The following is a 26,413-nucleotide window of genomic DNA, read 5'->3' as shown; positions in this document are numbered from 1 at the left end:
CCCGGCATACCCCCGCGTGGACTCTACCGGTTGATATCGATCAGCGTGGCCTCATCCGCGACAATTTGTTGCCCACACCGGCTCCCTCCAGCGAGGCTCCAGGACGAGCCGGCGGTTCACGCGCTCGTCGAGCCGGGTGGCCGACCGGGACGCCGGCCGGCACTCGCACTCGTGCCGGCCGGGGCACCCGGTCAGACGCAGCTCGTCAGGCCTGCTTGGTCTCCCAGAAGATCTTGGCGATCTCGTCGATCTTCTGCAGCAGTTCGTCGGCCTTGGCCGGGTCGACCGAAGCCTTGGTCCCGCCGCCGCCGCCGGCGAGCTTCGTGGCCTCGTTGAACAGCACGTGAAGCTGCGGGTACTTCTCGAAGTGCGGCGGCTTGAAGTAGTCGGTCCAGAGCACCCACAGGTGGTGCTTGACCAACTCGGACCGCTGTTCCTTGATGATCAGGGCCCGGGTGCGGAACTCGGGATCGGTGTTCGCCTGGTACTTCTCGGCTATCGCCTTGAGCGATTCCGCCTCGATCCGAGCCTGCGCCGGGTCGTAGACGCCACACGGCAGATCGCAGTGGGCGCTGACCACCGTGCGCGGAGTAAGCATGCGTGGAAGTCGCATCAGGACCCTCCGTAGGGTTGGCCGACGGCACGATCGCCGGCACGCGTAAGGTGGGAAAAGTTCTCCCCGGCCGACCTTATCGCGCATCCGGCCGCCTTACCCGCGGGGAGGTACAAGTGCGGGCCCCGCTGTTCGCCGTGCTGGTGCACGGGCCGTCGATGGTCCCGACATTGCACCATGGTGACGCGTTGCTGGTCCGCCAGGGTGCCGGGGCGGTGCGTCCGGGTGATGTGGTGGTCGCCACCTTCCGGACCCGGCCGGATCTGCTGGTCGTCAAGCGGGCGATCCGGCGACAGGACGGCGGTTGGTGGATTCGCGGTGACAACGGGCTGATCGTCGACGACTCCCGGGCGTACGGGGTGGCCGACGTGCGGGGACGGGTCGTGCTGCGGTACTGGCCACGACCGCGGCTTTTTCGTTACCGGTGAGTACGACCCGCTTCGTCGTCAGCCACCCTGTGTGACACTATGCTCGTCACATAACTCGGGTGACCCCCGCAGCGCCTCGCCGGTCAACGCTGACCTCGCGCCGAGCCGGCGACATTTCCCATGCTCGACGGCTGAGGAGTCACCATGTCTACAGTGGCAATCTCTGATCCGGTCTTCGACCTGCATCGGGGCGGCAAGATGTCGATCGCCCCCACGGTCGCGCTGGCCGACCGGGAAGACCTGTCCCTTGCCTACACCCCGGGCGTGGCCCGGGTGTGCGAGGCCATCGCCGCCGACCCCGCCCTGGTCGACGAATACACCTGGGTGTCACACACCGTCGCGGTCGTCACCGACGGCACCGCCGTGCTCGGCCTGGGCGACATCGGCCCCCGGGCGGCGATGCCCGTGATGGAGGGCAAAGCCGTGCTGTTCAAGCAGTTCGGTGACGTCGACGCCGTGCCGATCTGTCTCGACACCCGCGACATCGACGGGATCGTCGCGGCGGTCACCGCGCTCGCCCCGTCCTTCGGCGGGATCAACCTGGAGGACATCAGCGCACCACGGTGTTTCGAGATCGAACGCAGGCTCGACGCGGCGTTGCCGATCCCGGTCTTCCACGACGACCAGCACGGCACGGCGATCGTCGTGCTCGCCGCGCTGCGCAACGCCGCTACCCTGCTCGGCCGCGAGCTCGGGGAGCTGCGAGTCGTGATCAGCGGTGCTGGGGCGGCCGGGGTGGCGGTGACCAAGATGCTCGTCGCCGGTGGCGTCGAGCCGGCGAACACCGTCGTCTGCGACTCGCGTGGCATCATCCACGCCGACCGTGCCGATCTCAGTGGCATCAAGGCGGAACTGGCCGCGATGACCGCCGGCTGCGCCGGTGGCATCGCCGACGCGCTGGTCGGCGCGGACGTGCTGATCGGCCTCTCCGGCGGCCAGATCGAGGAGGCAGCGGTCGCCGGCATGGCTCCCGGCGGCATCATCTTCGCGCTGGCCAACCCGACGCCCGAGGTGCATCCGGAGATCGCCCGCCGGTACGCCGCACTCGTCGCCACCGGCCGCAGCGACTTCCCCAACCAGATCAACAACGTGCTGGCCTTCCCGGGGGTCTTCCGGGGCGCGCTCGACGCCGGAGCCACCCGGATCACCGAAGGCATGAAGGTCGCCGCCGCGGACGCCATCGCCGCCGTGGTCGCCGATCTGCTCCGGCCGGAGGAATTCGTGCCGTCCGCGCTCGACCCACGGGTTGCTCCGGCGGTCGCCGCGGCGGTCGCCGCCGCTGCCCGCCGGGAAGGAGTCGCCCGCCGCTGATCCGGGTCGGGAGAGGCGGGCGGGGAACCGGTCGGGTTGCAGCACGCCGAGGCCGAAGATCGGTTGATGCAGAGCGGGGCCAGCGCCGGAGTGTCGTCCGGCTCTGCGTCAACCGATCGTGGTGGACGCCCGACTGATGACCCGGATGGGGCGCGCCCGGCCCGGATGGGCCGCGCCCGGTGGCAACGGCACCGTCAGACGCTGGTCAGCCGCCGAGCAACCGGCCGATGGTACGTAGGAGGTCGGCGTAGAACGTGCCGTCGATCTCGCGGAACACACTGAACGGCCCGCCGGGGTCGCCGAAGAAGGGTCGTAGCGTCCAGGCAAGCTGGGTGCCGACGAACCCGAAGAGCATGATCCAGATGTAGACGAGACCCATGCTGGCAGGCCGCTGCGCAGCCGTGCCGAGTGGCTGACCGTGACGCGCCGACGGGTGCACGGGCAGTTGGGGCCGGTCGGGCATGCCGTTCACCGCTGGGACCGCCCCGGCCTCGGTCGCCGCCGCAACAGGCGCCGCCCCGGTCGGCACGGTCGCCGGCACCGCTACCGGCACCGGCACCGGCTGCGTTGGCACGGTCGCGGGTGTCGCCGGCACGACCGCCATGGCCACCCGCTGCTGATGGTCGTTGAGCGCCCGCATGCCCGCCACCAGGAAACGGAGGCCGATGATGGCTGAAAGTATCAGAATGGTCACGTTGAGCAGTTTGTAGAACTCGTAGCTCTGCGCGGTCACCAGGAAGAAGAGGCTGACCGGCGCGAACGCCAGGGTCAGCGCGGCGGTCACGGTGATCGACACCAGGATCAGCGCGACCGCCTGAACCACCGACAGCCGAGCGCCGAAGACCAGGTTGAACAGGTACAGGGTGGGCAGGCAGATGGCCAGCGTCGCCAGGAACAGCAACGGCAGCTTGACCAGCGAGGAGATGATCTGCGGCCAGCCGTACGATGCCCCGAGCACCGCGCCGTAGATCGCGAGGCTCAGCGCCGAGCTGCTGATCATCTGGCTGATCAACGGCCGCAGGTCCCGTTCGTCCACGATCTGCCGCCAGACGCCGTCTCGGTCACGCAGGATTCGCTCGATGACGAGCAGCCTCATCGCAGGAGCGGAAACACCGCGTGCCTCGGACGAGGACCGGGAGCGGGTCGTGCGCTGTCTGGAGCGGCACACCTCGGCCGGGCGGTTGAGTCTCGATGAGCACGCCGACCGGGTGGAGCGGACCCTGCGCGCCCGGACGCACGGCGAGCTGGCGGCGGTCCTGGCGGATCTACCGGTCGAGCCGGACCGACGTTCCTCGGCCGGCCCGGCCAGGTCGCATGAGTTGGCCATGGCGTTCCTGATCGCCGGGGTCGCGCTGGTCGTACTCACCGCACTCATGCTGCTGCGCTGAGCGGGACCACCCACCGCACGGACAGATCCGGCTCCCGCCGGCCCCGACGTCGAACCAGCGAGGACATCGCGCCAGCGAGGACGTCGGGGCTGCTAGCGTGCGGTGCATGCGAGCAGTCTTCGCCTCGGCCCTGGACGACGCCGACCCGCTCGCCGCGCTGAGCGTCGGCGAGCAGCCCGATCCGGACCCGACGCCAGGGTGGACCACGGTCGAGGTACGGGCCAGTTCACTGAACCACCACGACCTGTGGTCGCTGCGCGGGGTGGGGCTCGCCGCCGACCAGTTGCCGATGATCCTCGGTTGCGACGCGGCGGGCATCGACCCGGACGGCAACGAGGTCGTCGTGTATCCGGTGATCCCCGACCCGGACGACCCGCGCGGCAGGTCGATCCTGTCCGAGCGCCATCCCGGCACCTTCGCCGACCGGGTCGCCGTACCCCGGGCCAACCTGGTACCCAAGCCCGCGGGGCTGTCCTTCGCCGAAGCCGCCTGCCTGCCCACCGCCTGGCTGACCGCGTACCGGATGCTCGTCACCACGGGACGTGTCGAGCAGGGCGAGTCGGTGCTGGTCCAAGGCGCGGGTGGGGGAGTGGCGACGGCGGCCGTGGTGCTCGCTGTGGCGCTCGGCAAGCGGGTCTACGCGACCAGCCGGGACGGCGCCAAACGAGAACGGGTGGCAGCCCTCGGCGCCACCGCCGCCGTACCCGGTACGCGGCTGCCCGAGCGGGTCGACGTGGTGATCGAGACGGTCGGCGAGGCGACCTTCGACCATTCGATGAAGTCTGCCCGGCCCGGAGCCCGCATCGTGGTCTCCGGCGCCACCAGCGGGCACCGGCCGCCGGTCGACCTGCGCCGTGTCTTCGCCATGCAGTTGGAGATCCTCGGTACGTCGATGGGCACCATCGGCGAGCTGCGCGAGTTGGTCGCGCTGTGCGATCGGCGGGGCATCCGGCCGGCCATCGACACCGAGTTCGGCTTCACCGAGATCCGACAGGCGTTCGCCCGGCTGCAGACCGGCGCGGTGTTCGGCAAGCTGGTGCTGGACCACCGCAGGTAGCCCGTCCGGCCGTGACGACGCCGGGCGGCGTGTCAGAGCTGGTTGTCGAGGATCGCCACCCCGGCCGGCGGCACCGCGTCGAGCCGTTGCCGGGCCGTCGCGTCGCCGTAGAGCGTCCAGCGCAGGAAGTCGGTACTCGTGTCGAGGACCACCGCGAAGGCCGGATCGCCGGGCTGCAGCAACGACCGGCCGTGGTCGCCGTCGGGCAGGCTCAACATCGCCTTCGGCCAGGGCACCCGGTCGTACGCCGCCTTGCCGGACGCGTACGACACCACCTCGTCGAGTTCGCCGTGGATGAACAGTTGCGGGGCGGCGGCACCGCTGAACGCCGTGCCCACGCCGAGCGCGCTGCCGGCCAACACGATGCCGGCGTCCAGCCGGTCGTCGCGGGCGACGGTGAACAGCCCGACCGTGGTGATCCCGCCGGCGGAGTGACCGGCGGCGGCCACCCGGTCCACGTCGAGCCGCCCGGCGAACGAATCGCCCGGCCGGGCGTCGAGCGCGAGCAGTTCGTCCAGCACGTACGAGGCGTCGGCCGGCTGGTTGAGCACGTCGAGCGCGTTGCCACCGGAACCACCCTGACTGGTGTACGGGTAGGTGGGCGCGGCGACGACGAACCCGGCCGCCGCCCACTGCTCCAACACCACCCGGTAGTCGGCCGGCACGCCGCCCAGGCCGTGGCTGAACAGCACCACCGGAAAGCGTCCGTCGGCGACGGCGTCTCCGGCCGCCGGGTACCAGACCCGCACCGGCAACCGGCGGTTGCCGTCGCGGTTGAGGTCGACGGTGCGGTAGGCGACCGGGAACTCCTCCGCCGGTGCCGGGCGGCCCGGGGCCGCCCCGGCCGGCGTCGTCGACGTGACCGGTGAGGGCGTGCCCGTCGCCGGTGCGTCCGTCAGCGGTGCGTCCGCCGGTGCCGCCGCCCCGGGTGCCGCGTCGGGCGCGGTGCCGCAGCCGGCCAGCACCGTCGTCGACCCGACCAGCACCGTCGTCAGCGCCGCGGCGAGCGGACGCGCGACGGCGGCGACGGGACGGGCGGTGGGACGGGTCGCGGGCACTGGACGATTGTTACCGGGCATCCGCCGGGTCGGCCACTGTTCCGACAGGCTGGTAGCCGGTCATGGCAGCACTTGCCGGACTTCGCTAGGGTCGTCGCCATGCCTGACGAGTACGTCGACCCCAGCGGCAACACCGAGGCGTTCCGTGCCTTCCAGACCGCCCAGCCGCCGTCGGTTCCCGAGCAGCCGTCCCGGCTGCCACTGATCATCGGCATCGCGGTCGCGGTGGTGATCGTAGCCGTGCTCGCCGTCTGGCTGCTCGTCTGAGCGGCTGATTCAGCCGCTGGCCGACTCCCGCAGCACGGCCCGGGTCTGGCTGGCGATCTCGTATTCCTCGTCGGTCGGGATCACCCAGACGCCCACCGGAGTGCCGTCCGGGGAGATCAGCCGCTCACCCGAGCCGCCGCCGTTGCGGGCCGGGTCGACCAGGACGCCCAACTGCCCGAGTCCGTCCAGCGCGCCAGCGCGCACCGCGGCGGCGTTCTCGCCCACCCCGGCGGTGAAGACGATCGCGTCCACCCGGCCCAGCAACGCGTAGTAACCGCCGACGTAGAACCGGATTCGGGCGCAGTAGACGTCGAACGCCAGCCGGGCCGCCGGATCGCCGTCGTCACGCCGGCGCAGCACCTCACGCATGTCGCCGGCACCGCACAGCCCGACCAGCCCGCTGCGCTGGTTGAGCAGCCGGTCGACCTCGGCGGTGGACCAACCGGCGACACGCTCCAGGTGGAACACGATTGCCGGGTCGAGGTCGCCGCTGCGGGTGCCCATCACCAGACCCTCCAGCGGCGACAGACCCATCGAGGTGGCCACGCTGCGCCCGCCCGCCACCGCGCACGCGCTGGCGCCGTTGCCCAGATGCAGGGTGATCGTGTTGACCTCGGCCAGCTCCAGGCCGAGCACGGCCGCGGTGCGCCGCGACACGTACGCGTGGGAGGTGCCGTGGAAGCCGTACCGGCGGATGCCGTAGCGTGCCGCGCTGTCGGCGTCGATCGCGTAGGTCGCCTGCTCCGGCGGCAATGTCTGGTGGAACGCGGTGTCGAAGACCGCGACCTGCGGCACCGCCGGCAGCAGCCGCCGGGCCTGGGCGATACCGGTGAGGTTGGCCGGGTTGTGCAGCGGGGCGAGTGGCACCAGCCGCTCGATCTCGTCGACCACCTGGTCGGTGACCAGCGTCGGCTCGGCGAAGCGCACCCCGCCGTGCACCACCCGGTGCCCGACTCCGGCGAGCCCGGCCAGGTCGACCCGACCGGCCACCAGCCGCAGCGCCGCCGCGTGGTCGGCCGGGCCGCCGTCCGGCTCGCCGATCCGTTCGACGATCCCTCTGGTGACGACCCGGTCGCCGTCGAAGAGCTGGTACTTCAGTGACGACGAGCCGCAGTTGAGCACCAGGATGCGGGCCAGGTCCATCAGCGCTCACCGGCGGCCTGGATCGCGGTGATCGCGACGGTGTTGACGATGTCGGGCACGGTAGCTCCCCGGGAGAGGTCGTTCACCGGCCGGCGCAGACCCTGCATGACCGGCCCGACGGCGACCGCGCCGGCCGAGCGCTGCACCGCCTTGTAGGTGTTGTTGCCGGTGTTGAGGTCCGGAAACACGAAGACGGTGGCCCGTCCGGCGACCTCGCTGCCGGGCAGCTTGGTCGCGGCGACGGTCGGATCGATCGCCGCGTCGTACTGGATGGGGCCTTCGACCAGCAGATCGGGGCGACGTTTGCGGACCAGTTCGGTGGCGGTGGCGACCTTGCGGACGTCGTCACCGCTGCCGGAGGCCCCGGTGGAGTACGACAGCATCGCCACCCTGGGCTCGATGCCGAACCGGGCGGCGGTCTGCGCCGAGCTGACCGCGATGTCGGCCAGCTGCTCGGCGTCCGGGTCGGGGTTGACCGCGCAGTCGCCGTACACCAGCACCCGGTCGGCGAGCAGCATGAAGAAGACGCTGGACGCGACCGACACCTCCGGCACCGTCTTGATGATCTCGAATGCCGGGCGGATCGTGGCCGCCGTGGTGTGCGTCGCGCCGGAAACCATGCCGTCGACGTGGCCGGCGTGCACCATCATCGTGCCGAAGTAGTTGACGTCGCCCATCACGTCGTGGGCCAGCTCCAGGGTCACTCCCTTGTGCCGGCGCAGCTGTGCGTAGCCGGCGGCGAAGCCGTCGCGCCACGAGCTGGTGACCGGGTCGACGATCCGCGCACCGTCGATCTGTACGCCGATCTCCCGTGCCCGGCGGGCGATCTCGTCGGCGTCGCCGAGCAAAGTCAACTCGGCGACGCCCCGGCGCAGCAGGATCTCGGTGGCGCGCAGGATCCGCTCGTCGGTGCCTTCGGGCAGCACCAGTCGGCGCCGGTCGGCGCGGGCCCGGTCGATCAGCTCGTACTCGAACATCATCGGGGTGACGCGGGCCGACCGCGTGACGTCGAGACGCCGGGCCAGCTCAGCCGTGTCCACGCTGGACTCGAAGGCGCCGAGCGCGGCCTCCACCTTGCGGGGATTGGCCGGGCTGGGCCGCCCGGAGATGCGCCCGGCGGCGGCGACCGCGTGGAAACTGTCCGACGGCACGGACAGCACCGCCAGGTTGGTACCGAGCCGGCCGACCAGGCGCATCGCCCGTGGATCGGGCTGCTCGCCGAGGGTCAGCGCCACCCCGGCCAGCGAGACCAGCCCGGCGGCGTGCGCGGCGCCGACCGCCACCAGCAGGTCGGCCCGGTCCCCGGGGGTGATCACCAGGGCACCGTCGACGAGGTGGTCGAGCAGCACCGGCACGTGCGCGGCGCCGACCACGTAGTCGAGTACGTCGCGGCCGAGCGCCGTATCGTCACCGGCCAGCACGGTGGCGTCGAGGGCGGCGGCGACCTCGGCGACGGTGGGCGCGGACACCGCCGGAATCTCCGGGATCGCGTACACCGGCACCGGCAGGTCCGGCGCTGTGACCGCGGTCGTGGCCCGGTTGACGATCACCGCGAGCACCGTCGCGCCGAGCTCGGTCAGCGAGTGGTACGCGCTGCGGGTGGCACCGGCCACCTCGGCGGTGTCGCGACGCAGCCCGTCGACGATGGCGACCACCACGCTGCCGAACTCGGTGGCCAGCCGGGCGTTGAAGGCCAGCTCGCGGGGCAGTCCGCCGTTGTCGCCGGGGTCGTCGAAGTCGCTGCCGATCACCAGGACGGCCGGACAGCGCCGCTCCAGCTCCCGGTACCGCCCGACGATCTGGGAGATCAACTCTTCCCGCCGGCCGTCGGCGACCAGTTCGGCCGCCTCGGCGTAGCGGGCCCCGTACAGCTGGTCCTCGGGCAGGTCGATCCGGTACCGCTCACGCAGCAGGGTCAGCGTCGCGTCCGGCCCGTCGTCGGCGACCAGCGGCCGGAACACCCCGATCCGTTCGACCCGGCGGGACAGCAGCTCGGCCAGGCCGAGCGCGACGGTGGACTTGCCACCACCGGGACCCAGGCCGGCCAGGTAGACACTTCGCGCCACCGCCCCAACCTACAAGGCCGGGGCGGTGGCGGTCTGGTGACCTTGGTCCCGGCCGTGCCGGGACGGGCGTCCCCCGGTACGGCGGCTCAGTCGTCCTCGTCGTCGAGCCGGGCCAACCAGGTGGCGAGCCGCTCGACCGGGGTCTCGAACTCCGGGTGCAGGTCGACGAAGTCACGCAGCCGCTCGGCGAGCCAGGAGATGGCGACCTCCTCCTCGCCACGCCGCTGCGCCAACTCCTCGATGCCGCGGTCGGTGAAGTACATGTCGGATCCCTCTCAGCGGCGCGGCAGCGCCGCGTCGATGAGAGCCGCCTGCTCGACGTCGTGCTGCTTGGTCGAGCCGACCGCCGGCGCCGCCGCCGCCGGCCGGGAGATCCGTCGCAGCCGTACGCCGTCGAGGTGCTCCAGCAGGTTGAGCGCCACGAACGACCAGGCACCCTGGTTGGCCGGTTCCTCCTGCACCCAGGCGAAGTCCTCGGCGTTCGGGTACGCCGCCAGCGCGGCCCGCAGCGGCTGCACCGGCAGTGGGTAGAGCTGTTCCACCCGGATGATCGCCGCGTCGGTGTCGATCTGCCCGTTGCCACCGGCGACCCTGTGCCGCTCGGTCCGGGCCTGTACCAGGTCGTAGTAGACCTTGCCGGTGCAGAGCAGCACCCGCTTGACCGCTTCCGGTCGGCCGTTGGCCACCGGATCGGTCAGCACCGGCTGGAAGGTGCCGGAGGTGAAGTCTTCCACGGTGGACACGCAGAGCTTGTGCCGCAGCAGCGACTTCGGCGTGAACACGACCAGCGGCTTGCGCTTGGACGAGATGGCCTGCCGGCGCAGCAGGTGGAAGTAGTTGGCCGGGGTGGTCGGGATCGCGATGCGCATGTTGTCCTCGGCGCACAGTTGCAGGTAGCGCTCGGGACGGCCGGAGGTGTGGTCCGGGCCCTGCCCTTCGTGGCCGTGCGGCAGCAGCAGGGTCAACGCCGAGCGCTGCCCCCACTTGACCTCGCCGGAGGAGACGAATTCGTCGACGATCGACTGGGCGCCGTTGACGAAGTCGCCGAACTGCGCCTCCCACAGCACCAGCGCCTCCGGGTTCTCCACCGAGTAGCCGTACTCGAAGCCCATCGCCGCGTACTCGCTGAGCAGGGAGTCGTGTACGAAGAACCGGGACCCGTTGGTGGTCAGGCTGGACAGTGGCAGGTAGTCCCCGCCGGTCCTGGCCTCCAGCACCGAGGCGTGCCGCTGCACGAAGGTGCCCCGGCGCGAGTCCTGACCGGCCAGGCGTACGGTGATCCCGTCGGCGAGCAGGGTGCCGATGGCGATGATCTCGCCGAAGCCCCAGTCGATGTCGCCGGCCACCGCCATCTTGGCGCGCCGTTCCAGCAGCTGCTGGATCCGTCGGTGCGGGGTGAAGCCGTCCGGCAGGTTGACGTGCGCCTCACCGACGGCCCGTACGGCCGCGGCGTCGACCGCGGTGGCCACCTCCGGCTCCGGCTCGGGCTGCGGGCTGGGTAGCCGGCTGGCGGCCGAGGTGGCGGCGTCCCGGGTCGCCTTGAAGACCTGCTCCAACCTGGCCTGGTAGTCACGCAGCAGCTCCTCGGCGTCGGTGACGGTGATGTCACCGCGACCGATCAGCTCCTCGGTGTAGAGCTTGCGGACACTGCGCTTGGAATCGATGATCGAGTACATCAGCGGATTGGTCATCGACGGGTCGTCACCCTCGTTGTGCCCGCGCCGGCGGTAGCAGACCAGGTCGATCACCACGTCCTTGTTGAACGCCTGGCGGTACTCGAAGGCCAGCCGGGCCACCCGGACCACCGCCTCCGGATCGTCGCCGTTGACGTGGAAGATCGGTGCCTGGATCATCCGGGCCACGTCGGTGCAGTACAGCGAGGAACGGCTGTATTCCGGCGCGGTGGTGAAACCGACCTGGTTGTTGACCACCACGTGCACCGATCCGCCGGTGCGGTAGCCGCGCAGCTGGGACAGGTTGAGCGTCTCGGCGACCACACCCTGGCCGGCGAACGCGGCGTCACCGTGCACCAGCAGCGGCAGCACCGTGTAGCCCTCCAGCTTGAGATCGATGCGGTCCTGCTTGGCCCGTACGATGCCTTCCAGTACCGGGTCGACCGCCTCCAGATGCGACGGGTTGGCGGTCACCGAGACCGTGATGCCGTACTCGCCGTCCGGGGTGGTGAACTTGCCGACCTGACCGAGGTGGTACTTGACGTCGCCGGAACCCTGGGTGGATTTCGGGTCGAGGTGGCCCTCGAACTCGGAAAAGATCTTTTCGTACGGCTTGCCGACGATGTTGGCCAGCACGTTGAGCCGGCCGCGGTGGGCCATGCCGATGACCACCTCGTCCAGGTTGGCCCGGGCCGAGGCCTGCAGGATCTCGTCCAACAGCGGGATCAGCGACTCCCCGCCCTCCAGCGAGAACCGCTTCTGGCCGACGTACTTGGTCTGCAGGAAGGTTTCGAACGCCTCGGCCGCATTGAGCCGGTTGAGGATGTGCTTCTGCTCGCCGGCGTCGGGCTTTTCGTAGCCACGTTCGATCCGCTCCTGAATCCAGTGGCGTTCCTCCGGATCCTGGATGTGCATGTACTCGACGCCGACCCGGCGGCAGTACGAGTCGCGCAGCACGCCGAGGATCTGGCGCAGCTTCATCCGCTGCTTGCCGGCGAAACCGTCGACCGGGAAGGTGCGGTCCAGGTCCCACAGGGTCAGGCCGTGCTCCAGCACGTCTAGGTCCGGGTGCTTGCGGATCTTGAATTCGAGCGGGTCGGTGTCGGCCATCAGGTGCCCGCGCACCCGGTAGGCGTGGATCAGTTCGTTGACCCGGGCGGTCTTGTTGATCTGGCCCTCGGAACTGACCGCCACGTCACGCACCCAGCGCACCGGCTCGTACGGGATGCGCAGCGAGGTGAAGATCTGGTCGTAGAAGCCGTGCTCGCCCAGGATCAGCTCGTGCATGATCTTGAGGAACTCGCCCGACTGCGCGCCCTGGATGATCCGGTGGTCGTAGGTGCTGGTCAGCGTGATGACCTTGCTGACCGCCAGATCGGCGAGGGTCTCCTCGGACATGCCGGCGTACGGTGCCGGGTACTCCATCGCGCCGACCCCGATGATCGTGCCCTGGCCGACCATCAGCCGGGGCTGGGAGTGCACGGTGCCGATGCCCCCCGGGTTGGTCAGCGAGATGGTGGTGCCGCCGTAGTCCTCCATGGTCAGTTCGTTACGCCGGGCGCGGCGGACGATGTCCTCGTAGGCCTGCCAGAACTGCCGGAAGTCCAGCAGCTCGCAGCCCTTGATGGACGGCACCACCAGGGTGCGTGAGCCGTCCGGCCTGGCCAGGTCGATCGCGATGCCGAGGTTGACGTGCCCGGGCGCGACCATGGTCGGCTTGCCGTCGACCTCGGCGAACGAGTTGTTCATCTCGGGATGCTCGGCGAGCGCCCGGACCAGCGCGTACCCGATCAGGTGGGTGAAGCTGACCTTGCCGCCCCGGCCCCGCGCCAGGTGGTTGTTGATCACGATGCGGTTGTCGACCAGCAGTTTCGCCGGCACCGCCCGCACGCTCGTCGCGGTCGGCACCGTGAGCGAGGCGTCCATGTTCTGCACGATCCGGGCGGCCACGCCGCGCAGGGGCGTCCGTCGGCTGCCTTCGCTGGCGGTGTCCGTCGGACCTGCCGCGCCGGCCGGTGCCTTGGGCGCGGTCGCCTTGCCCCCGGCATCCTTACCGCCACCGGCTGCTCTACCGCCGCCGGCCGCCTTGCCCGGAACCGGTTGCTTGGCCGGTGCCTCCTTGGTCGTGGCGGTCTTCGTCACCGTCGTTCCGGTGGCCGGCGCGCCGCCCGCGTTCGCCCGGGTCGGGCCGCTCGTCACCTGCGTGGGCGGGGGGGCGCCCACCGCTGCGGTGGTGCCGCGGTCCGCCGGCTGGCGGACCGGGCGCGCGGCCGGTGCGTCCGTGCCCACCCGGGCTGCCGTCGCCGCGCCGGCCTCGGCGGTAGCCTCCGCCGGTGTCACCGACTGCCCGGACCCGGCGGCCGACGGGGCCGGCTGGTAGTCGGCGAAAAAGTCATGCCAAGCCGGGTCGACACTGCCGGGATCGGTGAGATACTTCTGGTACATCTCATCGACGATCCACTCGTTCGGGCCGAAACCCGCCAGCGGGTTTTCCTGCGAGGTCTGCTGGGTTGACACGGCCGGTAATCGCCTCTTTCACGCGGGTCGGATTGTCACGCGGGGACGCCACCACGTATCGGGGCGCTGGTCGGGGACGGCTTCCAGGCTACGCCGTGCTCCGACGGCCGGCATTGTCGCATGCGACTCGTGTCACTTTTCACAACGTCGGTCCCACCGGCCCCGACCGTGGTTCGGACCCCTGGCGAGGCGGCCCCCGACGAGGCGGCCCCCGACGTCAGGCCCGGCGTCAGCGGCCTCGGCGTCAGGAGATGTCTCGGCGCCGGGTGATGATGGTGCCGACGATCCCGGTCACCAGCGCGTAACCGATCAGCACCACCGCGCCGGTCCAGCGCGGCGGGCTGCCCGGCAGGTCGTCGGTCCCGGCCACCAGCAGCTGCGACGCCAGCGACGGCACGATCACCTGTAGGTCGCTGATCCAGTCACCGAACCGGGCCGCCAGGATGTTGAGGATGATCGCGGCGCCCAGGTAGCCGCCGAGGTAGAGCAGGATGGCCGAGACGGTCGCGCCGAGCTGGCTGCGGATCAGCACGCCGAAGCCGACCCCGAAGATCGCCCAGAGCAGGTACGCGAGGCCGTTGAGCCCGACCGCCTCCCACACCGTACCGGTGCCGAGCTGTGCACCCAGGTCCAGCGAGACCATGATCAGGCTGCCGCCGATCAAATTGAACCCGGTCGTGACCAGCCAGAACAGGGCGCCCAGCAGCATCGCGGCGGCCAGCTTGGCGAGGATCACCGCGGTCCGCTGCGGAGTGGTCAGGAAGGTGGTGGTCGCGGTCTGGTGGAAGTACTCGTTGGTGACCACGATCGTGCCGAGCAGCATCACGATGAGCAGGCCGAAGAACTGACCGTTGGTGTAGAGGTTGGCGGCCAGCGCCGGCGGCTCGCTGATCACGTCGAACACCTCGGCGTCGGCCGGCGAGACCTCGCCGAGACGGCTGGAGTCCGCCAGCACGCTGGTCTGCAGATAGTTGACCAGCAGGGTCAGCGCCCACAACGGCAGGTAGATCAGCGCGAAGATCCACCAGGTGTTGGTTGTGCTGATCTTGAGAAACTCGCTGCGTACCAGGTTCATCGGATAGCCGCCTTCGCGCCGGTCAGTTCGAGGAAGACCCGTTCCAGGTCGGGGCGTTCGGTGCTGAGCTCGTGCAGTTCCACGCCCTCGGCCAGCGCGGCCCGGCCGACCGCCGGGGCGTCCACCCCGGTCACCAGCAACGCGCCGTCCGGCGTCGGTGCCACCGTGGCGCCGGCCTTGTCGAGCGCCGGGACCAGCCGGTCGACGTGCGGGGTCCGCACCCGTACCGTCACGGCGCCGGACATCGAGGCCATCACCTCGGCCACCGGTCCGTGCCGGACCAGCCGGCCCGCCGCGATGATCACCACATCGTCGGCCAGCAGCTGCATCTCGGCCAGCAGATGGCTGGAGACGAGCACCGTACGGCCCTGCGCCGCGAAACTCTTGAGCAGGTCCCGCATCCACCGGATGCCCTCGGGGTCGAGTCCGTTGGCCGGTTCGTCGAGGATCAGCACCCGTGGGTCCCCGAGCATCGCCGCGGCGATGCCCAGCCGTTGGCGCATACCCAGCGAGTAGCCCTTGAACTTGCGCTTGGCCGCCGGGGTCAGCCCGACCATGGTCAGCGCCTCGTCGGCCCGTGCCCGTGGCAGGCCAGCCGCGGCGCAGATCACCCGCAGGTGGTTGACGCCGGTCCGGCCCTTGTGCGCGCTGGACGCCTCCAGCACCGCGCCGACGTGCCGCAGCGGGTCGGTCAGATCCGCGTACCGGGCCCCGCCGATGGTGGCGTGCCCGCTGGTCGGTGTGACCAGGTTGAGCATCATCCGCAGCGTGGTGGTCTTGCCTGCCCCGTTCGGCCCGAGGAAGCCGGTCACCCGGCCGGGCTCCACGGTGAACGACAGGTTGTCGACCGCCCGTACGTTGCGGTACTGCTTCGTCAGCCCGGAGACGACGATGCGTCCGTCCGACATGTGACTCCTTCCCATCAGGGTCAACCCGGTCGGCGTCGACCCGGTCACGATCAGGCGGGCGCACCGGCGTCCGGCGCGGCCACCGCGATCCACGTCGCCCGCGCCTGCCCGAGCACCCCGCCGGTGGGGTCGTACAGCGCCGTGCGGACCTCGGCCTTGCGGCCACTGGCCGCGACCAGTTCGCCGACCACCACGCACCGCTGACCGGGCACCGGCGGCGTGGCGACCGTCGCGGTCATCCGGCCGAGCACGTACGGCCGGCCCGGGGCCAGCACCGCCCAGCCACCGGGGCAGTCCAGCGCTGCCCAGACGGTCGCCACCGTAGTGGACGCGGGCACCAGAAACGGCGCTGCGACGCGCCCGTCACCCACCGGACCGGGAAAGATCCGTAGGCCGTCGGGGTGCCGCGGACCGCAGACGTAGCAGCTGGGAAACGGGTGCGCGGAAAAGCCGGGGTACGCGGCGCCGGCGGCGACCGCCCGCCGCGGTGACACCGGGGCGACCGGCGGACCGAGCGGGGTGTCCACCTGTTCGACCTCGGCTACCAGGCCGGAGTCGTCGGCGGACCCGGTCCGGTCGACTTCGATCCGCAGCCGGACCGGTGTGACCGGCACCGCGCGCAGCGGCGTGTCCAGCGGCGGAGGACGGCGCAGGGTGACCCGGACCGGCGGGTCGGTGACCCCGGTCACCGACCGGGCGGCGGGCCACGCCTGGGCGAACAACCCGGCGGCGTATCCGCCGTTGGCCGAGCCGGCCGGGCCGTTGAACCGGGCGGGAATGATCACGCGCCCATCCTTGCAGCAGCCTGCCACCGGCGTTCACCCGATCGACACCGGTGCCATCCGTGGTCGACACGTCGACGGTTCCGGCACCCCTTACACACATGTCATGGCCATGTTGCTGACCGCCCCCGCGCCGGGCAGGACCGGTGGGTACTCCGTTTCGCTCGCCGAGGACGGCGATCAGGTCGCCGCCGCACAACGGCTACGGCACCAGGTCTTCGCGGCCGAGTTCGGCGCCCGGCTGGCCGGCACCGGGCCCGGTGGGCGCGACGTCGACGACTTCGACGCCCACTGCGATCACCTGATCGTCCAGGAGCAGCGCACCGGGGCGGTGGTGGGGACGTACCGACTGCTGCCGCCGGCGCGGGCGGCCCGGCTCGGACGCCGGTACAGCGACTCCGAGTTCGACACCCGCCCGCTGCGCCTGCTCGACGCCCATCTGGTCGAAGCGGGCAGGTCCTGCGTGCATCCGGAGCACCGTACCGGCGCGGTGATCAACCTGATCTGGTCCGGGATCGCCCGCTACATGCAGGTACGCAACCTGCGGTGGCTGGGCGGCTGCGCCTCCCTGCCGCTGCACGACGGTGGGGCGACCGCGCACGCGGTGTGGGACCAGGTCCGGCACACGCATCTGGCCCCGCCGCTGCTGCGGGTCCGGCCCCGGCGTCCCTGGCTGGCCGAGCCATCGGCGCAGGGGCCAGCCGCACCGCCGGCTACGGACGCGCCGGCCACGGACGCGCCGGCTACGGACGCGCCGGCTACGGACGCGCCGGCTACGGACGCGCCGGCCGCCGTCCGACGCACGCCGATGCCGCCGCTGCTGCGTGGCTACCTGCGGCTCGGGGCCTGGGTGTGCGGCGAACCGGCCTACGACCCCGACTTCGCCGTCGCGGACCTGTACGTCCTGCTGTCGCTGGACCGGATGGATCCCCGCTACCTGCGACATTTCCTGGAGGGCCGATGAACGCCTCCCTGACCGTCCCGACAACCTTCTGGCGTCCCCGGTCCGGCTGCGGCCCGGGTTGCCTGCCCCCGGTCGGCACCCTGCCGGCGGCCGGGCCGCTGACCCCGGTGCTGCGCCTGGCGGGGGTGCTCGCCATGCTGCTGACCGGAGTGTTTCTGCTGGTACTGCTGCCCGTGCTGCCCCGGCGGCTGCGGCCGGTGGCGGGCAGCCGCTGGGCGCGCGGCCTGTTGCGTGCCTTCGGCGTACGGCTGCGCCTGGCCGGCCGGTTGCCGCGCCAGCCCGCGTTGCTGGCCGCGAATCACATCTCCTGGCTCGACACCCTGGCGATCCTCGCCGTCGCACCGGTGCGGATGCTGGCCAAGAGCGAAGTCGGCAGATGGCCGATGATCGGGTCGCTGGCTCGCGTCGGTGGCACCCTGTTCATCGACCGCGACCGGCCGCGCACCCTGCCGCGCACCGTCGCGCAGGTCGCTGCGGCACTGCGGGCCGGCAGCCACGTCGCGGTCTTCCCGCAGGGCACGACGACCTGCGGCATCATGGAGCGGTTCCCGGCCGGTGACGGATGCGCCTCCGGACGGCGCGACCCGGTGCCGTTTCGTCCGGCCCTGTTCCAGGCCGCGGTCGACGCGGGCGCGCCGGTCGTTCCGCTGACGCTGACCTACCATTTCGCCAGCCGTCCGGCCGGCCGGCCGGTGCCGGCCTCGGTGCCCGTGCCGGCGCCGGTGCCGGTGCCGGTGCCGGTGCCGACCAGCGTCACCGCCTTCATCGGCGAGGAGGCGCTGTGGCCGTCGGCCCGCCGGATACTGGCGCTGCGTCACCTGGTGGTGACCGTCGACGCCGGGGTGCCGCTACGACCGGACCGGGTGCCGCACCGGCGGGCGCTGGCCCGGCTCGCGGACCCGGCCGCTGGACCGATCCGCTCGGCCCTCGACCTCGTCGCCTGAGGCGGGCACCAGCTACTCCCGAGCTTGCTCTCAGGCGATTGTCAGCCGTCCTACAGGCGGGATCCAGCTCCCTCGGGGATGATAGCCGGCATGGCCGCACCGCAGACCGAGGCGAGACTTCTTGTCGTCGAGGACGACCCGAACATCCTCGAACTCCTTTCCGCCAGTCTGCGCTTCGCCGGTTTCGACGTCACCACCGCGACCAGCGGCAGTGCCGCACTCAACGCCGCCCGGGACCGTCGTCCCGACCTGGTGGTGCTCGACGTGATGCTGCCCGACCTCGACGGATTCGAGGTCATCCGGATGATGCGGGAGGCGGGTACCCGTACCCCGGTGGTCTTCCTGACCGCCCGCGACGCGACCGACGACAAGATCCGCGGACTGACCCTCGGTGGCGACGACTACGTCACCAAGCCGTTCTCGCTGGAGGAGCTGACCGCCCGGATCCGGGCGGTGCTGCGCCGTACCGGCAACGGCGACCAGGTCACCTCCCGGCTGACCTTCGCCGACCTGGAGTTGGACGAGGAGACCCACGAGGTGTACCGGGCCGGCAACCGGGTGCAGCTGTCGCCGACCGAGTTCAAGCTGCTGCGCTACCTGATGCTCAACGCCAACCGGGTGCTGTCCAAGGCGCAGATCCTCGACCACGTGTGGAACTACGACTTCCGTGGCGACGACAACATCGTCGAGTCCTACATCTCCTACCTGCGGCGCAAGGTCGACAACACCCAGCCACGGCTGATCCATACCCTCCGTGGCGTCGGGTACGTCCTGCGTAAACCGGCGGCGTGAACCCGCCGGCGCCGATGCTCGGCTGGCTGCGCCGCGTACCGCTGCGGGTCAAGCTCGTCACCTCGGTGCTCGCGCTGGTCGTCACCGCCCTGCTGGTGATCAGCGTGAGCACGGCGGTGTTCCTGCGCAGCTACCTGGTCGAGCAGATCGACTCGGATCTGCGGGCCTACGTCGCCCAGCTGCAGGCCTATCTCGGCCAGGTGACCAGCCGGCCGCCGTGGGAGCAGCCGGACAAGGTCACCCTTCGACTGCCCACCGACTATCTGGTCATCGCCACCGACGGCGACGGCGTGCCGGGCACCCCGTGGTACGACACCGAACGGCTCGACCGCGGCGATCTGCCCCAGTGGCCGGGCGACCTGGCCGGGTTCGAGCGGCTGCGCGGTGAACCGTTCACCGCCATCGCCAGCGACGGCGCACCCCGCTGGCGGATGCTCTACGCGTCGCTGCCCACCGGCCAGGTGATCGCCGTCGGGCAGAGCCTGACCGACGCCGATTTGGCGGTCAGCCGGCTGGTCTGGATCGACATCCTGGTCGGCTGCGGGGTCGTGGTGCTGCTCGCGCTGGCCGGCGCGGCGATCGTCCGGTCCAACCTCAAGCCACTGGTCGAGATCGAGCAGACCGCGTCGGCGATCGCCGCCGGTGATCTCAGCCGCCGGGTCCCCGACCCGGAGCCCGGGGTGCGGGTGCCGCAGACCGAACTGGGCCGGTTGTCGCGGACCCTCAACGCGATGTTGACCCAGATCGAGGCGGCGTTCACCGCCCGGGCGGCATCGGAGTGGGCGGCCCGGATGGCCGAGTCCGCCGCCCGGGAGGCGGCTACGGCGGCGCAGCGCTCCGAAGCACGGGCCCGCCGGTCCGAGGAACGGATGCGCCAGTTCGTCGCCGACGCCTCGCACGAGCTGCGCACCCCGCTGACCACCATCCGGGGGTTCGCCGAGCTGTACCGCCAGGGGGCGGCCGCCGCCTCGCCCGAGGAGGCGGCCCGGCTGGTGCGTCGGATCGAGGACGAGGCCTCCCGGATGGGTCTGCTCGTGGAGGACCTGCTGCTGCTCGCCCGGCTGGACCGGGAACGGCCGCTGGAACTGGCGCCGGTGGAGCTGCCGGTGCTGGTCAGCGACGCGGTGCAGGCGGCACGGGCGGTCGACCCGCGGCGCCGGATCGAGCTGGACATCGGCCCCGGTGCCGGCACGCTGGTGGTGCTCGGCGACGACGCCCGGCTGCGTCAGGTGATCGGCAACCTGATGGCCAACGCGGTGAACCACACCCCGGCGGACGCGGCGGTGACCCTGCGGCTGCGCGCCGACGAGCCCGGGTACGCGGTGATCGAGGTCGCCGACGACGGTCCCGGACTCACCGGTGAACAGGCCGAACGGGTCTTCGAACGGTTCTACCGGGTCGACGCGTCGCGTACCCGTACCGCCGAGCGCCCGGCCGGCACCGGGCTCGGGCTGGCCATCGTCGCGGCGCTGGTCGCCGCCCACCAGGGCAGCGTGGAGGTGGACAGCCGGCCCGGCGACGGTGCCACCTTCCGGGTCCGGCTGCCGCTCGCGGCCACCGGATTGATCGACGGTAACGAATCATGACTTTCAGCAAAACCTCAGCCGGAAATCAGGTGGATCAAAGAGCCAGTGGGCAAGCTGAATACATGAGCGAGCACGAGACCACACCGCCGGCAGAGCCGTCGGGCACGGCTCAACCGCCGGCCAACCCATGGCAGGCACCAGCACCAGCGGCACCAGCACCGGATGCAGCGGCCCCGACCAGCGCCCCCGGCGGCGAACGACAGTCCGCCGGCTGGACGCCGACCAACCATCCGTACGCCGGTCAGCCGTACGCCGGTCAGCCGGCTGTCCAGCCGTACCCCGGTCACGGCCCGGACTACGGCCAGGGTCACGGACCCGGACCGGGCTATGGACCCGGACCGGGTGAGCCGACCGTCGGCTGGCCGTACGCCGGTCAGCCGCCGCAGGCCGCCGGGCAGCGCCAAGGCGGCCGAGCGGGTCGCACCGTCGCGGCGGCGGCCGTCGCCGTGCTGCTGATGCTGGGCTCCGGTGTCGCCGGTGCCGCCATCGTCACCGCCTTCGACGATGACGCGGTGACCCCGGCGGTGCAGACCAGCAACAGCGGCTCCGGCAGCACCGCGCCGGTGATCGACCGTTCCTCGCTCGCGGAGATCGCCGACGCCGTCCAGGACAGCGTCGTGTCGATCTCCACCGGGTCCGGGGAGGGCTCCGGGGTGGTGCTCAACGCCGACGGGTTCATCCTGACCAACAACCACGTCGTCGCGTCCGCCCAGGGCGACTCGGTCAGCGTGATCTTCGCCGACGGCAGCAGCGCCGATGGCACCGTGATCGGCACCGACGCGCGGACGGACCTCGCGGTGGTCGAGGTCGACGGCGTCGACGGGCTGTCGGCGGCGACCTTCGGCGACAGCAGCGCGATGCGGGTCGGCGACACCGTGCTGGCCCTGGGCAGCCCGTTGGGGCTGCAGGGCTCGGTGACCGCCGGCATCATCAGCGCCCAGGACCGCACCATCGCCGTGGGTGGCAGCCAACAGCAGAACCCGTTCGGCGGCGGTGGCACCGGTGTCACCTCGATGTCCGGTCTGTTGCAGACCGACGCCCCGATCAACCCGGGCAACTCCGGCGGGGCGCTGGTCAACACCGCCGGTGAGGTGATCGGCATCAACACCGCGATCGCCACCTCCGGCCAGGGCGAGGGCAACATCGGCGTCGGCTTCGCGATCCCCAGCAACAAGGCCAAGGAGGTCGCCGAGGCGCTGATGGCCGGCGAGGAGGTCAGCCACCCGTACCTCGGGGTCAGCGTGACCGACTCCGAGACCGGCGGCGCGGTGATCGCGGCGGTGGAGGAAGGCAGCCCCGCCGACCAAGCCGGACTCACCCGCGGCGACGTCGTCACCCGGATCGACGACACCCCGGTCAACGACTCCGACGACCTGGTCGCGGTGGTACAGGCCGGCGACGTCGGCGCACAGATCGAGATCACCTACCAGCGTGAGGACGAGGAACAGACCACTACCGCCACGCTCGCCGAAGCACCCTGAGCGGGTGCCCGTCAGCCGGCTGCCCGGGAAACCGGATGCCCGAGAAAGAGCCTGCCTCCCCTGGAAGAGCGGCGGGTGGGGTGACCAAGGGGGTTGGTCACCCCACCCGCCGCTCGCTACATTGACGGGCCATGCGCATCGAGACGTTCGTCGATCAGTTCCCGGTCGCCGCGCCGCCGCGGCGGGTCTACGACCACCTGGCCGAGCCGACCAATCACATCGGCCTGTCGCCGCTGATCGTGGCGGTGCGTGACATCGAGCGCGGCACCGACCCGGCCGGTCAGCAGGAGTTGCGGTACGTGGCCGTGGAGCGGTTCACCGTCGCCGGGCCGCTGCACTACGACAACATTCTGCGGGTGTGCCAGACCAACACCGTGCCGGGTCGACGACTCGTCATGCGGGTGCGCAGCCCGGCCCGGGTCCGGGTCCGGTTCGTGATGGACGTCGAGCCGGCCGGCACCGGCGTCGGCCACGATCCGGGCACCGTCGTGACGGTGAGCGTCACCCTGCAGATGCCCACCCTGCTGCGTTCCTATGTGGTGCGTACGGCCAGGAAGGTACAGATGTTCCGGGCCCGTACCCTGGCCGAAAGGATGAGTTGCTGATCCCGGCGTAGTCGATCGACCAGGCAACTTTCGCAGGACATGCTGTCCGAAAGCGGTCCAGCAGTCGCGTACGGTCGACACGGCGGTCTAACCTGCAGCCGCGTAGATCGGCGGAGGAGCAGGCAGTGACGGTCGTCGAGACCAGGATGAGCGTGTGGGAGGCCCTGGCCGGCCGGGCACCGGGACAACCGGTCGCGCCCGCCGACGCCGGGCTGTGGGAAGCCGTCGTCGAACGGCTCAATCCGGCCCGCGCCCGACCGGTGCTGCGCCCCGGTATCGAGTACGTAGAGCTGGCCTCGGTGCGCGGCGTGCCGTACGTCATGCTGCGTTCCCCCGACGACCGCGGCGGCAGCTGCTACCTGCGGCTCGCACCGGAGGAGTGGCGACTCGCCCAGCTGATGGACGGCAGCCGTACGGTGGCCCGGCTGGTCGCCGAGTTCGCCCGCATCGCCGGCCGGCTCGCCCCGGACCAGGTCACCCGGGTCGTCGCCGACCTGGCCGGCAACCGGATGCTGGCCGAGCTGCCGGTCGACGCGTTCCGGCCGCTGGACAAGGTGCACCGCCGGCCCTGGCCGGCGCGGCTGGGCCGCAGCCTGCTGGCGGTGGCGCAGGGTCGACGTACCGTGCTGGCCAACGTCGATCCGCTGATCGGGGTCCTCTACCGCGGCGGCGGCCGGCTGTTGTTCACCCGCGCGGCGGCGATCACGCTGGGTGTCGTCGCGCTGGCCGGCTTCGTCGCCTTCTGCTGGACCTGGTGGCGCGGCGAACAGTCGGTCTTCCTCACCGGCGGCTCGTACGTGGCCGGCGCGGCCGTGCTGCTCGGGCTGAACGTGATGGCGCTGGCCTGCCACGAACTCGGTCACGCGCTGGCGACGAAACACGCCGGCCGGCGGGTGCCGGCCGCCGGGTTCCTGGTGTATTTCGGCATCCCGTCGGTCTTCGTCGACACCACCGACGTCTGGATGGCCGGACGCCGCTCGCGGCTGATCACCACCGCCGCCGGGCCGGCCGCCGGGCTCGTCCTCGCCGGCGTGGCCGGCATCGTCGGGTTGGTGTTCCCGGCCGCCGCGCCATGGACCTTCAAGCTCGCCTTCGCCTGGTACCTCAACGCGCTGTTCAACCTCAATCCGTTCCTCGCGCTCGACGGCTACTACCTGCTGATGGACTGGTTGGAGATTCCCAACCTGCGGGCCCGCGGGCTGGCGTACGTCACCGGCAAGCTGCGTCGGCGGGCACCCCGCTGGTCGGCGCTGGACCGCGAAGGGCGACTCGTCGCCCTCTACGGCATGCTCGCCGTGCTCTGGCTGGTCATCGCGGTCAACCTGTTCTGGCGGATCTGGACCGACCGGGTAGCCGGGCTGGTCATCGGGCTGTGGCGGTCCGGCTGGCCGGCCCGGCTGCTGCTGGCCGCGGTGGTCGCCGGGCTGGCCGCGCCGCTGGTCTACCTGGCCGCCGGCTGGCTGGTCCGGCGGTGGCGGCGGCTGCGCACGGCGCTGGCCGAGCGCCGGCACGCCTCGGACACCCCGCGTCGGCTCGACGCGCTGCGCGCCAGCGCGCTGCGGGTGCTGCCGCCGGAAGCGCTCAACCGGCTCGCCGCCCAGGCACGCTGGATGCATCCGCACACCGGTCAGCAACTCGTCGCCGCCGGTGCCGCCCAACCGGCCGTGTTCGTCGTCGTCGACGGCGCGGTGGAAGGTCGCTCACCTGGCGATCCGGCCGGCACGGTGCGCCAGCGGCTCGGCCCGGGCGGGCTGGTCGGCCTGGCCAGCGCGCTCACCGGTAGCGCGGCGACGTTGAGCTGGCACACCGCCGGCACGACCCTGTTGGCGCTGCCGCCGGCCGCGGTCGCCACCATCGTCGGTCCGCTGCCCGGCCCGCCGCCGGCCGACCGGGCCGCCGCCGAGGCGCTGTTCGTCGAGACGCCGGCGCTGTCCGGGCTGACGCCCGAGGACCGGTTGGGGCTGGTCGCCCGGGCCCGGCCGGTCTCCGTGCCGCCGGGAGCGCCGGTGCGCCTGGCCGGGCCGTACGACGCGGTCGTGGTCGAATCCGGGGTGATCGCCCTCGCCGACGGCACCGAGCTGCGCCGTGGCACGATGATCGGCCCGGTCGGCGCGCCGCCGCCGGACACGGTAGCGGTCACCCGGACCCCGTCGCGGCTGTGGCAGCTGCCGGCCGTCGCGGGCCTGCCCATGCTGCTCGGTGCCGCCCCGGCCGAGGTGGTCGCCGCCGACGCCGCCGCGACCCGGGGCGGTGCCCCGGCCAGCGGGGTGCACCCGCCCGCCGACTACCCGCCGCTGGCCGCACCGCCCGGTCCGCCGCCGCCCGACGCGGACGACGACGTCGACCGGCGCTTCGAACGCCGGCTGTGGTGGCTGGTGCTGCTCCTGCTGCTGTTCGCACTCCTGATCACCGGCAGCAACCTGCGACCCGGTCCGGCGTGGGCGGAGATGCCCACCGACCGGGCGCTGCTGCGGGTCGAACGCGGGGTGGCCGTGGTGCAGACCACCGCCGGGCGTTCGATCACCTTGCGCAGCGGCGGGGCCCACTACGTCGGTGACGGCGACCGGATCGGGGTGCGCGACCGGTCGACCGGTGAGCTGACCTTCCGTGGTGGCGCGGCGACCGTGCTCTGCGCCGGCGTACAGGTACGGGTCGGGACGCTGTGGAGCACCGGGGCACGACCGGTCGCGCCGAACGGGGAGCTGAGGCTGGAACGGGGCCGGATCCTCGCGGACACGGCCAGTACGTCGACCGCTTTCGAGCCACTGGCGCTGACGGTCGAGAGCCAGGGCGAGGCGGTGGCGAACCGGGGAGAAGCCTGGTTCGCGGTCAACACGGGCGTGGTCCGGGTCTCCGCCGGCGAGGTACGGCGCAGCGGCGTGACGCAGCCGGCCACCGGGGAACGGCTCGGCTGCGGTGACGGGACGGCGGTGTCACCACCCGGCGGTACGCCGAGCACCGCGGTCCCGCCGGGGTCGCCGACCCCGCCGTCGCCGACGGTGGAGAGTCCGGCACCGGACCTGTCGGCCACCAGTCAGCCGGTGCCGTCACCGAGTCGGTTGCCGGTGCCCGGCCTGACCACCACCCCGCCGGCACCGTCCAGCCCGACGCCGGGTCCGACCCGCACGCCCGGTCCGACCTCGTCACCCACGCCGCCGCCGACCACAGCTCCGCCGACCACGCCACCACCGCCCACGACCCTGCCGCCCACGACCGCACCACCCACCACGGCTCCGCCCACGACCGCACCACCGCCGAACGAGCCGCCGGTCATCACCTGGGTGACCGTGCCGTCCGGCCAGATCGGCCAAGAAGACCAGGACGGGTTCCCGTGCGGCGGTGCGAACTCGACCACCGCCTCGGCTTCGGCGCGGGTGAGTGACGACACGCCGGGCTTCCGGGTGGTGCTGACGTGGAGTGGATTCGCACAGGGCAGCATGGTCATGCAGCCGGACGGGGACATCCACTACGGCTCCGTCGGTCCGGTCCCGTACCCCGGGGAGCCCAACAGAGGCGGTTCTCTGACAATCCGTGCGGTGGTCACCGACCGGGGCGGACTGACCGACTCGGTCGAGTCGAAGGTTTCTGTCGTGCCGTGCCAGCCAGTGGTCATCACCTTGAGATGAGCCGGTCTACCTGAGTGGAGATATAGGTGCTTTGTTGGTTCTGTCCGAAGGCGGCACGGGGCGGGTGCCGGTTCTGCAGCCGGGGGGTTTGCGAGGACCATGCCCGCTTCGGCCCGTACCTGCTTGAAG

General features: G+C 71.6%; 22 protein-coding genes. 12 read left to right on the top strand and 10 right to left on the bottom strand.

The window, feature by feature from the left end:
• Positions 1–205: 205 nt before the first annotated feature.
• Positions 206–613 (bottom strand): superoxide dismutase, Ni, encoded by a 408-nt coding sequence (gene sodN / locus ACN27F_RS11535; RefSeq protein WP_421433276.1) that lies wholly within the window; start codon positions 611–613, stop codon positions 206–208.
• A 116-nt stretch (positions 614–729) separates the two neighbouring features.
• Here sodN and ACN27F_RS11530 point away from each other — a divergent pair, with 116 nt between their 5' ends.
• Both ACN27F_RS11530 and ACN27F_RS11525 read left to right on the top strand, forming a co-directional pair.
• A complete protein-coding gene (locus ACN27F_RS11530; RefSeq protein WP_421433275.1) occupies positions 730–1,041 on the top strand; it encodes a S24/S26 family peptidase in 312 nt (103 codons plus the stop codon).
• A gap of 144 nt (positions 1,042–1,185) precedes the next feature.
• Entirely contained in the window at positions 1,186–2,352 is a 1,167-nt protein-coding gene (locus ACN27F_RS11525; protein WP_421433274.1) for an NAD(P)-dependent malic enzyme, read from the top strand.
• A gap of 205 nt (positions 2,353–2,557) precedes the next feature.
• Here the strand turns inward: ACN27F_RS11525 and ACN27F_RS11520 are convergent, their stop codons facing one another.
• Complete coding sequence (locus ACN27F_RS11520) at positions 2,558–3,448, bottom strand: hypothetical protein (protein ID WP_421433273.1); 891 nt, start codon at positions 3,446–3,448, stop codon at positions 2,558–2,560.
• Between ACN27F_RS11520 and ACN27F_RS11515 the strand changes: the two genes are divergently transcribed.
• Positions 3,432–3,740 carry a DUF1707 SHOCT-like domain-containing protein gene (locus ACN27F_RS11515; protein WP_421433272.1) on the top strand — a complete coding sequence of 103 codons (309 nt, stop codon included), beginning with the start codon at positions 3,432–3,434 and terminating at the stop codon, positions 3,738–3,740. The two genes, ACN27F_RS11520 and ACN27F_RS11515, sit on opposite strands and share 17 nt — an antisense overlap.
• Before the next feature lie 106 nt (positions 3,741–3,846).
• Positions 3,847–4,797 carry a zinc-binding dehydrogenase gene (locus tag ACN27F_RS11510; protein ID WP_421433271.1) on the top strand — a complete coding sequence of 317 codons (951 nt, stop codon included), beginning with the start codon at positions 3,847–3,849 and terminating at the stop codon, positions 4,795–4,797.
• Positions 4,798–4,829: 32 nt separating this feature from the next.
• Here the strand turns inward: ACN27F_RS11510 and ACN27F_RS11505 are convergent, their stop codons facing one another.
• A complete protein-coding gene (locus tag ACN27F_RS11505; RefSeq protein WP_421433270.1) occupies positions 4,830–5,855 on the bottom strand; it encodes an alpha/beta hydrolase family protein in 1,026 nt (341 codons plus the stop codon).
• A 99-nt stretch (positions 5,856–5,954) separates the two neighbouring features.
• Here ACN27F_RS11505 and ACN27F_RS11500 point away from each other — a divergent pair, with 99 nt between their 5' ends.
• Positions 5,955–6,122, top strand: a complete 168-nt coding sequence (locus ACN27F_RS11500) for a hypothetical protein (RefSeq protein WP_421433269.1) — start codon at positions 5,955–5,957, stop codon at positions 6,120–6,122.
• Positions 6,123–6,131: 9 nt separating this feature from the next.
• Here ACN27F_RS11500 and ACN27F_RS11495 read toward each other — a convergent pair whose 3' ends face one another.
• The 7 genes from ACN27F_RS11495 to ACN27F_RS11465 form a co-directional block, all read right to left on the bottom strand.
• Positions 6,132–7,259 (bottom strand): acetate/propionate family kinase, encoded by a 1,128-nt coding sequence (locus tag ACN27F_RS11495; RefSeq protein WP_421440126.1) that lies wholly within the window; start codon positions 7,257–7,259, stop codon positions 6,132–6,134.
• Between the two features lie 5 nt (positions 7,260–7,264).
• Positions 7,265–9,331, bottom strand: coding sequence for a phosphate acetyltransferase (gene pta, locus ACN27F_RS11490; protein WP_421433268.1), 2,067 nt, complete (start codon positions 9,329–9,331; stop codon positions 7,265–7,267).
• Positions 9,332–9,417: 86 nt separating this feature from the next.
• Entirely contained in the window at positions 9,418–9,594 is a 177-nt protein-coding gene (locus tag ACN27F_RS11485) for a DUF6104 family protein (RefSeq protein WP_421433267.1), read from the bottom strand.
• A 12-nt stretch (positions 9,595–9,606) separates the two neighbouring features.
• The gene (locus ACN27F_RS11480; protein WP_421433266.1) at positions 9,607–13,521 is read right to left on the bottom strand and encodes a multifunctional oxoglutarate decarboxylase/oxoglutarate dehydrogenase thiamine pyrophosphate-binding subunit/dihydrolipoyllysine-residue succinyltransferase subunit; all 3,915 of its coding nucleotides are present in this window, start codon (positions 13,519–13,521) and stop codon (positions 9,607–9,609) included.
• A gap of 244 nt (positions 13,522–13,765) precedes the next feature.
• Positions 13,766–14,596: an ABC transporter permease gene (locus ACN27F_RS11475; protein WP_421433265.1), complete on the bottom strand. Its 831-nt coding sequence runs from the start codon at positions 14,594–14,596 to the stop codon at positions 13,766–13,768.
• A complete protein-coding gene (locus tag ACN27F_RS11470; RefSeq protein WP_421433264.1) occupies positions 14,593–15,504 on the bottom strand; it encodes an ABC transporter ATP-binding protein in 912 nt (303 codons plus the stop codon). The genes ACN27F_RS11475 and ACN27F_RS11470 overlap by 4 nt, the downstream gene beginning before the upstream one ends.
• A gap of 50 nt (positions 15,505–15,554) precedes the next feature.
• Positions 15,555–16,289 (bottom strand): hypothetical protein, encoded by a 735-nt coding sequence (locus ACN27F_RS11465; RefSeq protein ID WP_421433263.1) that lies wholly within the window; start codon positions 16,287–16,289, stop codon positions 15,555–15,557.
• A gap of 112 nt (positions 16,290–16,401) precedes the next feature.
• Between ACN27F_RS11465 and ACN27F_RS11460 the strand changes: the two genes are divergently transcribed.
• The 7 genes from ACN27F_RS11460 (at position 16,402) to ACN27F_RS11430 (ending at position 26,284) form a co-directional block, all read left to right on the top strand.
• Positions 16,402–17,250, top strand: a complete 849-nt coding sequence (locus ACN27F_RS11460; RefSeq protein ID WP_421440124.1) for a GNAT family N-acetyltransferase — start codon at positions 16,402–16,404, stop codon at positions 17,248–17,250.
• Positions 17,247–18,194: a lysophospholipid acyltransferase family protein gene (locus ACN27F_RS11455; protein WP_421433262.1), complete on the top strand. Its 948-nt coding sequence runs from the start codon at positions 17,247–17,249 to the stop codon at positions 18,192–18,194. Before ACN27F_RS11460 ends, ACN27F_RS11455 begins: the two co-directional genes overlap by 4 nt.
• Positions 18,195–18,284: 90 nt before the next feature.
• Positions 18,285–18,986 (top strand): response regulator transcription factor, encoded by a 702-nt coding sequence (locus ACN27F_RS11450; protein WP_421433261.1) that lies wholly within the window; start codon positions 18,285–18,287, stop codon positions 18,984–18,986.
• Positions 18,987–19,000: 14 nt separating this feature from the next.
• The gene (locus tag ACN27F_RS11445; protein WP_421440122.1) at positions 19,001–20,572 is read left to right on the top strand and encodes a sensor histidine kinase; all 1,572 of its coding nucleotides are present in this window, start codon (positions 19,001–19,003) and stop codon (positions 20,570–20,572) included.
• A 62-nt stretch (positions 20,573–20,634) separates the two neighbouring features.
• Positions 20,635–22,053, top strand: a complete 1,419-nt coding sequence (locus ACN27F_RS11440; RefSeq protein ID WP_421433260.1) for a S1C family serine protease — start codon at positions 20,635–20,637, stop codon at positions 22,051–22,053.
• Positions 22,054–22,184: 131 nt separating this feature from the next.
• The gene (locus ACN27F_RS11435) at positions 22,185–22,658 is read left to right on the top strand and encodes an SRPBCC family protein (protein ID WP_421433259.1); all 474 of its coding nucleotides are present in this window, start codon (positions 22,185–22,187) and stop codon (positions 22,656–22,658) included.
• Positions 22,659–22,783: 125 nt separating this feature from the next.
• Positions 22,784–26,284 (top strand): cyclic nucleotide-binding protein, encoded by a 3,501-nt coding sequence (locus ACN27F_RS11430; RefSeq protein ID WP_421433258.1) that lies wholly within the window; start codon positions 22,784–22,786, stop codon positions 26,282–26,284.
• The last annotated feature ends 129 nt before the right edge of the window (positions 26,285–26,413 follow it).

The sequence above is a fragment of the Solwaraspora sp. WMMB335 genome, assembly GCF_049179075.1.
Taxonomy (GTDB): Bacteria; Actinomycetota; Actinomycetes; order Mycobacteriales; family Micromonosporaceae; genus Micromonospora_E.
Note: the sequence above shows the minus strand (reverse complement) of the source record. Positions and strands in the feature narration are given on the sequence as shown.

Coding starts and splice junctions, on each gene's coding strand:
- ACN27F_RS11445 (WP_421440122.1), top strand. CDS start 19,001: ATGCTCGGCTGGCTGCGCCGCGTACCGCTGCGGGTCAAGCTCGTCACC.
- ACN27F_RS11455 (WP_421433262.1), top strand. CDS start 17,247: ATGAACGCCTCCCTGACCGTCCCGACAACCTTCTGGCGTCCCCGGTCC.
- ACN27F_RS11450 (WP_421433261.1), top strand. CDS start 18,285: ATGGCCGCACCGCAGACCGAGGCGAGACTTCTTGTCGTCGAGGACGAC.
- ACN27F_RS11510 (WP_421433271.1), top strand. CDS start 3,847: ATGCGAGCAGTCTTCGCCTCGGCCCTGGACGACGCCGACCCGCTCGCC.
- ACN27F_RS11515 (WP_421433272.1), top strand. CDS start 3,432: ATGACGAGCAGCCTCATCGCAGGAGCGGAAACACCGCGTGCCTCGGAC.
- ACN27F_RS11485 (WP_421433267.1), bottom strand. CDS start 9,594: ATGTACTTCACCGACCGCGGCATCGAGGAGTTGGCGCAGCGGCGTGGC.
- sodN (WP_421433276.1), bottom strand. CDS start 613: ATGCGACTTCCACGCATGCTTACTCCGCGCACGGTGGTCAGCGCCCAC.
- ACN27F_RS11440 (WP_421433260.1), top strand. CDS start 20,635: ATGAGCGAGCACGAGACCACACCGCCGGCAGAGCCGTCGGGCACGGCT.
- ACN27F_RS11435 (WP_421433259.1), top strand. CDS start 22,185: ATGCGCATCGAGACGTTCGTCGATCAGTTCCCGGTCGCCGCGCCGCCG.
- ACN27F_RS11520 (WP_421433273.1), bottom strand. CDS start 3,448: ATGAGGCTGCTCGTCATCGAGCGAATCCTGCGTGACCGAGACGGCGTC.
- ACN27F_RS11500 (WP_421433269.1), top strand. CDS start 5,955: ATGCCTGACGAGTACGTCGACCCCAGCGGCAACACCGAGGCGTTCCGT.
- ACN27F_RS11525 (WP_421433274.1), top strand. CDS start 1,186: ATGTCTACAGTGGCAATCTCTGATCCGGTCTTCGACCTGCATCGGGGC.
- ACN27F_RS11470 (WP_421433264.1), bottom strand. CDS start 15,504: ATGTCGGACGGACGCATCGTCGTCTCCGGGCTGACGAAGCAGTACCGC.
- ACN27F_RS11475 (WP_421433265.1), bottom strand. CDS start 14,596: ATGAACCTGGTACGCAGCGAGTTTCTCAAGATCAGCACAACCAACACC.